The following is a 10,575-nucleotide window of genomic DNA, read 5'->3' as shown; positions in this document are numbered from 1 at the left end:
GCGATCCGCTCCTCCGGATGGCTCGTGTCCAACGGCACGTACGCCGCACCCGCCTTCAACACACCCAGCAACACCGGGATCAACCCCGGCGAACGCTCCATCCGCACCCCGACCAGGGAACCGCGACACCCCGCCAACGCACCCGCGACACCGTTCGCCCGCGCGTTCAACTCCGCGTACGTCCAGGAAACGCCCTCCGACACCACCGCGACCGCGTCCGGCGTCCGCGCCGCCCGCTCCTCGAACAGCTCGACCAGCGACGCGTCCGGCACCGGACGGGACGTGTCGTTCCACTCCCCCACCACGAGCCGCCGCTCGTCCTCCGGGAGCACGTCGACGTCGGCGATGCGCGCGTCCGGGTCGGTGGCGAACCGCCGCAGGACGCGGACGAGCCGGTCCAGGATCGTGCGGGCGGCGGGCTCGTCGAACAGGTCCGGGCGGTAGTCGAGGCGGAGCGGCATGTCGTCGTCGGGCAGGACGGCCAGGATGAGCGGGTAGTGCGCCGCGTCGGCGCTGTCCACGCCGACGACCTCGAAGCCGCCCGCGGGTTCCGGCTCGTCCGCGGCCCCTTCGCGCAGGAAGTTCTCGTAGACGAGGATCGTGTCGAACGTCGCCCCGGGTCCGGCGGCGCGCCGGATGTCGGAGAGACCGAGGTGCTGGTGGTCCATCAACTCGATCTGGCGGCCCTGCAACTCGGTGAGCACGTCGCGGACGGTGCGCGCCGGGTCGAGCGTCACCCGCACGGGGAGCGTGTTGATGAACAGGCCGAGCATCCGCTCGACGCCCGGAAGGTCGGCGGGGCGGCCGGAGACGGTGGCGCCGAACACGACGTCGCGGCGTCCGGTGAGGGCGCCGACCACCAGCCCCCACGCACCCTGGACGAGCGTGTTGGGGGTGAGCCCGTGCAGTCGTGCGACGTCGCGGAGCGCGGCGGCCGTCTCCGCGCCCAGCGGCTCGACGACGTGGCGGGGCGGGACGGACTCGGCGCCGGGTCGACGGGCGCGACGAGCGTCGGTTCGGTGGTCCCGGCGAGGGCGCCGGCCCAGGCCGTCCGGGCGGTGTCGCGGTCGCGGCGCTCCAGCCAGGCGAGGTAGTCGCGGTAGGGGGCGACGGGCGGCAGGCCCGACGCGTCGCCGCCCGCCGCGTAGACCTGCGAGACCTCCCGGAAGAGGATCGGCAGCGACCAGCCGTCCAGCACGATGTGGTGCATCGTGACGAGCAGCCGGTAGCGGGTGCCGCTCATCCGGATCAGCACGAGGCGCAGCAGCGGCGGCGTCGCGACGTCGAAGCCGCGGTCCCGTTCGTCCTCGGCGAGCCGTTCCGCCTCGGCGCGCGCGTCGGCGGCGGGACGGTCCGACAGGTCGACCGCCGTCCAGGGCAGGACGGCCCCGGCGACGATCACCTGCACGAGCCGCGGTGCGCCCGCGGGCTGCCGGAAGCCCGCCCGCAGGCTCGCGTGCCGGTCGAGCATCGCCTGCCAGGACGCGCGCAGCACGTCCGGATCCAGCGGCGCGGCAAGGTCCAGGACACGCTGTTCCACATAGACGTCGCGGGCCCGCTCGTCGTGACCGGCGTGGAAGAGAAGCCCTTCCTGCAACGGCGACAGCGGCCAGACGTCCTCAATGCGGATGCGGGTCATCACGCTTCCTCTCGCCCAATTGATCCGGCGCACTCGAAGCGGACGGTATATCAGTCGCTTCGATTTCACCGAGCTGTCCAAATGGTCATTCTGGAAAGCGGCAGATCGGCGCGCCGCGCCACCGCCCGGACCGGCCGCACCGGCTCGGTGGCGTTCGGCCCGAACGCCACCGGGCCGCGACTTCAGAATCCGTCGAAGAGCTGGGCCTGCAATTCGTCGAGCTGGTCCTGCTCCAGGGAGACCAGCGCGAAGTCGGCGGGTGCCGGTGCCGCGCCGGTGTCGTGCGGGGCGGTGTGCTCGGCGATGCCGGTGAGCATGCCGGCCCAGTCGTCGGCCAGCGCGGCGAGCTCCGCGTCCGTGAACAGTGCGGACGGGCAGGTCAGCACGATCTCCAGCACCGGGCCGTCCGGACGGTCCCAGATCGTCGCCGCTGCGGTCGGCGGCGTGCGCGGCGGCCGTCTGCGCCTCCGCGCCGCTGCCCAGCGCGGACGCCCCGGCGGGCCGCCACTCCGCGTGCTCGTCCCCGGTCGGCGCACCGGCGGCCATCCGGCCCAAATAGTTGAAACCGATCTGGGGCACCGGCAATGCGGCCAGGTGGGCGGCGGTCGCCGGATTCAGATAGCGCAGGAGACCGTATCCGAGTCCGTCACCGGGAACGGCGCGCAGCTTTTCCCGGACGCGTCGCACGAGCCTGCCCGCGGCCGGTCCGCCAGATCGTACTTCGGTCAGGTCGGCGGCGCCGGTGTCCAACCGGACGGGATGGTTTCCGGTGAACCAGCCGACGGTTCTGGTGACGTCCATTCCGGCGGTCAGCGATTCACGGCCGTGGCCTTCGATGTCCACCAGCAGGCCGCCCGCGCGGCCCCCGCCGCGGCGGCGGCGCCAGGCCGCCACCCCCGCGACGAGACCCGCCAGCAGCACGTCGCGCGCGTCCGGGCCGCCGTCCAGGAGTGCCTCGGTGGTCTCGCGCGGCAGCACCAGGGACGTCCGGTACGTGCCGTTGGCGATGGTGTCGCGGGCCGGGTCGAGCGGACGCGCGCCGAGTGTCGGGTTCGGGCCGGACAGCATCCGCGTCCACTCCGCCAGCTCGTTCACCCTGGCCTGGCTGACGGCTTGGGCCGCCAGGTCCCCGGCCCAGCGGCGGAACGAGGTGCCGGCCGGTTCGAGGGCGGTGTCCGGTGCGCGGTAGGCGGACTCCAGGTCGGAGACGAGGATGCGCCAGGACACGCCGTCCACCACCAGGTGGTGCGCGACCAGCAGGACGCGACCCGGGTCGAGCGGCCCGGCGTCGAACCAGACGGCCCGCACCATCACGCCCGCACGGGGGTCGAGTTCCGCCATCGCCGTCCAGGACTCGGCGTCGACCAGTTCGTCGAACCGTTCGGCGTCCAGGCCGCGCGCGTCGACGCGGCGGACGGGAAGCTCCGGGCTCTCGGCGGGGACCTCCAGGCGCCACCGCCCGTCCTCGGGTGTGCGCAGGCGCGCGCGCAGGACGTCGTGGTGATCGAGGACGGTGCGCAGCGCCCGTTCCAGCCTCGGCAGATCGAGCCCGGCCGGGACGCCGACGGCCATCGACTGGCAGAACGCGCCGTGCAGCACCGCGACGCCCGACCGTTCCGCGGTCTCCAGCATCGCGGGAGTCAGCGGGACCGGTCCGGTCGGGACGTCCTCGCGCGGGGCCGCCGGTTCGGCGTCGGTCACCGCGACCCGAGCCAGCCCCGCCGGGGTGCGCCGCTCGAACACCTGCCGGGCGGTGATCACGACACCGGCGGCGCGGGCCCGGGACACGACCAGGATCGATGTGACCGAATCGCCGCCGAGCTCGAAGAACGAGTCGTCCGCGCCGACCCGGGCCAGCCGCAGGACGTCCGCGAACACCTCGCACAGCAGTTCCTCGGTGGGCGTGGCCGCCGCGCGCCCGGCCGTCCGGCCCGCGAAGTCGGGGGCGGGGAGTGCCGCCCGGTCGACCTTGCCGTTGCGGGTCACCGGGATCTCGTCGAGGGCGACGAACGCGGCCGGGACCATGTGGTCCGGCAGCCGGGCGGCGACGAACCCGCGAAGGTCGGCCTCGGCGGCGGCGCCGATGACGTAGGCGACGAGGCGCTTGGTTCCGGGGTCGTCCTCGCGGGCGACGACGACCGCCTGGCCGATGTCGTCGTGGGAGGTCAGGAGGGCTTCGATCTCCGCGGGTTCGATGCGGTAGCCGCGGATCTTCACCTGCTCGTCGGCGCGTCCCGCGAACTCCAGCAGGCCGCCGTCCGTCCAGCGGGCCAGGTCACCGGTGCGGTACATGCGGCCCGGGTGGAGAGGGTTCGCGACGAACCGTTCGGCGGTGAGGGCCGGACGGGACGCGTAGCCGCGCGCCACCCCGGCGCCCGCGAGGTACAGCTCGCCGACGACGCCGGGAGGAACCGGGCGTAAGAACTCGTCCAGGACGTAGGCCCGGGTGTTGTCCATCGGGACGCCGATCGGCACCGGATCGGGGACGCCGTCCGCCGAGGTGAACGCGAGTCGCGTGGCGAACGCGGTCGATTCGGTCGGACCGTAGGTCGTCCGCACCACGAGCCCCGGGTGGGTTCGCAGCAGGTTCCGGACGGCCGCGGACGACACGACGTCGCCGCCCGTCGACACCTCGCGCACGCCCGCGAAGATCTCCGGCGACTGCTCGGCCAGGACGCGGAACAGACCGGCCGTCGCGTGCACGTTCGTGACGCCGTGCTCGGCGATCAACCGTCCCCGTTCGGCCGGATCGACCTCGCCCGGCGGTGCGACGACGAGGCGCCCGCCGTGCAGCAGCGGCGTCCAGATCTCGTAGGTGGACGCGTCGAACGCGTGGTTGGCCTGCACCAGGACCGACTCGACGACATCGTCGCGCCACGCCTCGTCCAGGCAGAACGCCACCACGTTCCCGTGCGTGACCGCCACGCCCTTCGGCACCCCGGTCGACCCCGACGTGTACATCACGTACGCGAGATCGTCCGGCGAGACCCGGACGGCCGGGTTCTCCTCGACGGGCTCGAAGACGTCATCGTCGGTGACGACGACCGAGACACCGGCCTCGGCCATCACCGCCGCGATCCGCTCCTCCGGATGGCTCGTGTCCAGCGGCACGTACGCTGCACCCGCCTTCAACACACCCAGCAACACCGGGATCAGTTCGGGCGAACGCCGCATCCGGACCCCGACCGGCGAACCCCGTCCGGCGAGTGCGTGTGCGACACCGTTGGCGCGCGCGTTCAGCTCCGCGTACGTCCACTCCTCGCCGTCCGCGACCACCGCGACCGCATCCGGCGTCCGCGCCGCCCGCTCCTCGAACAGCCCGGCGATCGACGCGTCCGGCACCGGACGGGACGTGTCGTTCCACTCCTCGACGACAAGCCGCCGCTCGCCGTCCGACAACACCTCGATCGCGGACACCGGCACGTCCGGGTCCGCCGCGACCTGTTCGAGGACGCGCACGAGGCGGTCGGCGAGCGACCGGGCGGTGGGTTCGTCGAACAGGTCGGCGGCGTACTGGATCGCGCCCTCGATGCCGCCGCCCCGGTGCGCGAGCAGCGACACCGCCAGGTCGAACCGCGCGGCGCCCGTCTCGCCCAGCGGCAGCGGGGTCGCCTCGACGCCGGGAAGCGTCCACGGCTCGCCGTCGCGGTCGGCGTCGTCGACGGCGAGCATCACCTGGAAGAGCGGGTGCCGGGACAGCGATCGCGTCGGGGCCAGCTCGTCCACGAGCCGCTCGAACGGGACGTCCTGGTGGGCGAACGCGGCGACGGTTGGGTTTCCCTGACGCGGTCCAGGAGGCCGGCGAACGTCGGGTCGCCGCCCAGGTCCGTCCGCAGGACGAGCGTGTTGACGAAGAACCCCACGAGGTCCTCCAGCGCCGCGTCCCCGCGCCCCGCGACGGCCGTGCCGATCGGGACGTCGCGGCCCGCGCCGACCTTCGACAGCAGCACCGCCACGGCGGCCTGCGCCATCATGAACATCGTCACGCCGCGCCGCCGGGCCGTCTCGGCGAGGCGGCCGTGCACGTCCGCGCCGACCTCGATCGGGACCACGCCCGCGCGGAACGACGGCACCGCCGGACGCGCGCGGTCGGCGGGCAGGGCCGTCTCCTCGGGCGCCCCGGCCAGCGCGTCCCGCCAGAACGCGAGCTGCCCGGCGATGAGGCTGTCCGGGTCGTCGGGGTCGCCGAGCGTCTCGCGCTGCCACAGCGCGTAGTCGGCGTACTGGACGGGCGGCGGCTCCCACGCCGGGGCCGCACCGCCCGACCGGGCCTCGTAGGCCGCCGCGAGGTCGCGCGCGAGCACCCCCATCGACACGCCGTCCACCGCGATATGGTGCGCGACGATCACGAGGACCGCCTCCGCCGGTGCGACCCGGATCAAGCGCGTCCGCCACGGCAGTTCCCGGGACAGGTCGAAGCCCCGCTCGACCTCCGCGGCCACCAGATCCCCGACAGCGGATCCCGCGCCGTCGACGACGTCCGAAGGCGGCCCCTCCGCCGCCACCCCCTGACCGGACGCGTCGTCCCCACGCGGCTCCACAACCGGCGACCGCTCCGCGCCGGAACCCGCAGCGTCGACGAGGCTCCCCGCCGACACACGCCGGACGGACGCGCCGTCCGCGTCCGGCTCCACGGCCGTCGGCCGCTCCGCGCCGGAGCCCCCGACATCGACGACGTCCGACGCCGGGCCGTCCGCCGCTTCCCCCTGAGCGGACGCACCCTTCGCGCGCGGCTCCACCGCCATCGACCGCTCGTTCTCCGAGCCTGCGGCGTCGACGACGGTGAGGGGCGGGTGGTGGGGTGTCACTCGCTGGACGGGTGTGCCGTCGTCGTCGGGGAAGATCGTGCGGAGCGGTTCGTGGCGGGCGGCGACGTCGCCCAGTGCGGCGGCCAGGGCGGCGGGGTCCAGGTCGCCCGTCAGGCGCAGCACGGACGCGACGTTGTAGGCGGCCCGGTCGCCGGGCTCTTCGAGCCGGTTCAGGAACCACATTCGCTGCTGCTCGAACGAGAGGGGGACGGCGTCCGGGCGGGGGCGGGCCGCCAGCGGGGCCGCGCGGCGCCGCGCGCGCCGTCCACCAGGCGGGCCATCGCCTCGACGGTCGGGGCGGCGAACAGTTCGCGGATGCCGAGTTCGGCGTCCAGGACGGTCCGGACGCGGGCGAGCAGGCGCATCGCGAGCAGCGAGTCGCCGCCGAGGTCGAAGAACGAGTCGCCCGCGCCGACCCGGTCGAGACCGAGGATCTCCGCGAACAGGCCGCACAGGACCGCCCTCGGCCGGGGTGCGGGGCGCGCGGTCGCCGGCCAGGGCGGCAAAGTCGGGGGCGGGCAGCGCGGCCCGGTCCAGCTTGCCGTTCACCGTGACGGGCAGCGCGTCGAGCCGAACGAACGCGGCCGGGACCATGTGCTCGGGGAGCCGCGCGGCCGCGAACTCGCGCAGCGCGGTCTCGTCCGCGCCGCCCGCGACGTACGCGACGAGCCGCTGCGCGCCGGTGTCGTCGCGGACGATCACGGCCGCCTGCGTCACGTCCTCGTGCGCGGCGAGCACGGCCTCGACCTCGCCCGGTTCGACGCGGAAGCCGCGGAGCTGGATCTGCCGGTCGGCGCGGCCGAGATGCTCCAGGCGCCCGTCGCGCCGGTACCGGGCGAGGTCGCCGGAGCGGTACATGCGCCCCGGGGCGAAGGGGTTCGCGACGAACCGTTCCGCGGTGAGCGCGGGGCGGTCCAGGTAGCCGCGGGCGAGGCCGGGCCCGGCGACGTACAGTTCGCCGGTCACCCCGGGCGGGACGGGCCGGAGCCAGTCGTCCAGCAGGTGGACGCTCAGGTCGGGCACGGGTTCGCCGATGACACCGCCGGGACGGGACGCGCACAGTTCGGCGTCCAGGTGCGCGGCGGTGACGTGCACGGTCGTCTCGGTGATGCCGTACATGTTGACGAGCGCGGCGCCCGGATGCCGGTCGTACCAGCCGGTGAGCCGCCCGGGATCGAGGGGCTCGCCGCCGAACACGACGTACCGCAGCGCGGCCAGGTCGGTGCCGGGGTGCTCGGCGTCGGCGGCCATGAGCTGCGCGAACGCCGACGGGGTCTGGTTGAGGACGGTGACGCGTTCGGCCGCGAGCAGGTTCAGGAACGCGTGGGGGGTGCGGGCCGTCGCGTGCGGGACGACGACGAGGCGGCCGCCGTGCAGGAGCGCGCCCCAGATCTCCCACACCGAGAAGTCGAACGCGTACGAGTGGAAGAACGTCCACACGTCGCGCGGTCCGAACCGGAACCACGGGAGCGTCTCGGCGAGCAGCCGGACGACGGCGGCGTGCGGCACCGCGACGCCCTTCGGGCGGCCGGTGGACCCGGACGTGTAGATGACGTACGCGGGATGCGCGGGCCGCAGCGGGACGGTCCGGTCGAGGTCGGACGGCGTCGTCGCGGGGCGCGCGGCGAGCGCGGCGGCGGTCGCCGGGTCGTCCAGGACCAGCGGCCCGGGGGCGTCCGGCGGCGCGGTCGCGGCCGTGCACACCACCAGGGACGGGCGCGCGTCGGCGAGGGTGGCCGCGATCCGCCCGGCGGGGTGCGCGGGGTCGACGGGACGTACGCGGCGCCCGCCTTCAGCACGGCGAGCAGCACCGCGACGAGGTCCGCCGACCGGTCCAGGACGACGCCGACGCGCGTCTCGGGTCCGGCGCCGCGCGCGATCAGTTCGTGCGCGAGCCGGTTGGCGCGCGCGTCGAGGGCGGCGTAGGTGAGGGTGTCGCCGTCGCAAGTCACGGCGACCGCGTCCGGGGTGCGGGCGGCCTGCTCTGCGAACAGGTCCGGCAGCGTCGCGGCGGGGACGGGACGCGCGGCGGGGCGCCGCACGGCCCGCGCCCGTTCGGCGTCGTCCAGCAGGTCGACGACCGCCGACGGTGGCCGCCGGGTCGGCCGCGACCTGCTCCAGCACCCGCACCAGCCGCGCGGCGAGGTCCCGGCCGCCGTCGCCGCGTCGAACAGGTCGGCGGCGTACTGGAGGTCGCCGGTCAGCCCGGCCGGGGCGCCGTCGCCGTCCCGCCGCTCGGCGAACGTGAACGACAGGTCGAAGCGGGCGGCCGTCCCGTCGGCGGGCGGCAGCGCGTCGGCCCGCACGCCGGGCAGCGTCCACGGCGCGTCGTCCCGGGGAACGTTCTGGAAGTTCAGCACCACCTGCACGAGGGGGTGCCGGGCGAGGGAGCGCGGCGGGTTGAGCTCCTCGACGAGCCGCTCGAACGGGACGTCCTGGTGGGCGTAGGCGGCGAGGTCGGTGTCGCGGACCCGCGCCAGCAGTTCGGTGAAGGGCGGGTCGCCGCCCACGTCGGTGCGCAGCACGAGCGTGTTGAGGAAGAACCCAACGAGGTCCTCCAACGCGGGGTCGCCGCGCCCGGCCACGACCGTCCCGATCGGGATGTCGGTGCCCGCCCCCGTACGCGCCAGCAGCAGCGCGAGCGCCGCCTGCACCACCATGAACGGGGTCGCGCCGCAGCGCTGCGCCACTTCGACGAGCGCCGCGTGGGTCCGGGCGTCCACCTCGATCGGCACCGAGCCGCCACGGAACGACGCGGCGGACGGCCGCGGCCGGTCGGCCGGCAGCGGCAGCTCGTCCGGGAGCCCCGCCAGTGCCGTCCGCCAGTGGGCGAGCTGCCCGGACAGCACGCCGTCCGGATCGTCCGGGTCGCCGAGAACGTCCCGCTCCCACAGGACGAAGTCGGCGTACTGGACGGGCGGCGGCGCCCAGCCGGGCGCGCGGCCCGCGCGCCGCGCCCGGTACGCGGCGGCGAGGTCGCGCAGCAGCAGCCCCATCGACCAGCCGTCCACCGCGATGTGGTGCGCGACGAGGACGAGGATCGCCTCGTCCGGGGACGTCACCAGCAGCCGCGCCCGCAGCGGCGCCTCGACCGCCAGGTCGAACCCGCGCCGCAGTTCGGCCGCGACGGCGTCCGCCGCGTCCGCCTCGGCCACCTCGGCGACGTGCAGCCGCGGCCGCCCCTCCGGTCCGTCCAGCCGCACCTGGCGCGGCGTCCCGCCCGTCTCGGGGAACACCGTGCGCAGAGTCTCGTGCCGGTGGCGACGTCGCCGAGTGCCGCATCGAGCGCGGCGACGTCCAGGTCGCCGGACAGCCGGAGCGCCAGCGGCACGTTGTACCCCGCGCCCGCCCCGGCGGTCTCCAGCCGGTTGAGGAACCACATCCGCCGCTGCGCGAACGACAGCGGGACGACGTCGGGACGCGTGCGGGCGGTGACCGGCGGACGGGACGCGCGCCCGCGCGCCCCCTCCGCGAGCCGTGCGACGCCCGCGACGGTCGGCGCCGCGAACACCTCCCGGATGCCGACCTCAGCGTCCAGCACCGTCCGGATCCGGGCGGTCAGCCGCATCGCGAGGAGGGAGTCGCCGCCGAGGCCGAAGAACGAGTCGTCCGCACCGACGCGCTCGACGCCCAGCACCTCGGCGAACAGGCCGCACAGGACCTCCTCGATCGGGGTGGCGGGGGCGCGACCGCCCGTCCGTCCCGCCACGTCGGGGGCGGGGAGGGCGGCCCGGTCGACCTTGCCGTTGCGGGTCACGGGGATCTCGTCGAGGGCGACGAACGCGGCCGGGACCATGTGCTCGGGCAGCCGGGCCGCGACCAGTTCCCGCAGGTCGTCGTCCTCGACGGCCGCCGTGCCGGTGACGTAGGCGACGAGCCGCTTGGTCCCCGGACGGTCCTCGCGTGCGACCACGACGGCCTGGCGCACGTTGCGGTGGGCGGCCAGGACGGCTTCGATTTCAGCAGGTTCGATGCGGTAGCCGCGGATCTTGACCTGTTCGTCGGCGCGTCCGGCGAAGTCGAGGACACCGTCTCCGTCCAGCGGGCCAGGTCACCGGTGCGGTACATGCGGCCGGGGTGGAAGGGGTTCGCGACGAACCGTTCCGCGGTGAGGCCCGGACGGGACGC

4 protein-coding genes and 3 pseudogenes are annotated in these 10,575 nt (G+C 75.0%); 1 reads left to right on the top strand and 6 read right to left on the bottom strand.

All coding sequences use genetic code 11. The annotated features are described in order from the left end of the window. The 6 genes and pseudogenes from BJF79_RS61005 to BJF79_RS60995 form a co-directional block, all read right to left on the bottom strand. A partial coding sequence (locus tag BJF79_RS61005) for a condensation domain-containing protein (RefSeq protein ID WP_262402379.1) occupies positions 1-908 on the bottom strand: 908 nt, incomplete at its 3' end. 86 nt (positions 909-994) lie between these two features. After that, positions 995-5,365: pseudogene (locus tag BJF79_RS21610) on the bottom strand (amino acid adenylation domain-containing protein); the annotation flags it as partial. Beyond that, positions 5,311-6,630: a condensation domain-containing protein gene (locus tag BJF79_RS57300; protein ID WP_187357034.1), complete on the bottom strand. Its 1,320-nt coding sequence runs from the start codon at positions 6,628-6,630 to the stop codon at positions 5,311-5,313. The gene BJF79_RS57300 and the pseudogene BJF79_RS21610, both read right to left, overlap by 55 nt. Next, the gene (locus tag BJF79_RS61000) at positions 6,618-6,953 is read right to left on the bottom strand and encodes a phosphopantetheine-binding protein (RefSeq protein ID WP_075899983.1); all 336 of its coding nucleotides are present in this window, start codon (positions 6,951-6,953) and stop codon (positions 6,618-6,620) included. Before BJF79_RS61000 ends, BJF79_RS57300 begins: the two co-directional genes overlap by 13 nt. Positions 6,954-7,044: 91 nt before the next feature. Continuing rightward, positions 7,045-9,650: pseudogene (locus BJF79_RS53570) on the bottom strand (amino acid adenylation domain-containing protein); the annotation flags it as partial. Positions 9,651-9,979: 329 nt separating this feature from the next. After that, positions 9,980-10,360: pseudogene (locus BJF79_RS60995) on the bottom strand (phosphopantetheine-binding protein); the annotation flags it as partial. A gap of 21 nt (positions 10,361-10,381) precedes the next feature. Here BJF79_RS60995 and BJF79_RS60990 point away from each other — a divergent pair. Continuing rightward, positions 10,382-10,575 (top strand): hypothetical protein (locus tag BJF79_RS60990; protein ID WP_262402377.1); only part of this gene is annotated, 194 nt, incomplete at its 3' end.

Source organism: Actinomadura sp. CNU-125, assembly GCF_001942465.1.
In the GTDB taxonomy this organism is placed as follows: Bacteria; Actinomycetota; Actinomycetes; order Streptosporangiales; family Streptosporangiaceae; genus Spirillospora.
Note: the sequence above shows the minus strand (reverse complement) of the source record. Positions and strands in the feature narration are given on the sequence as shown.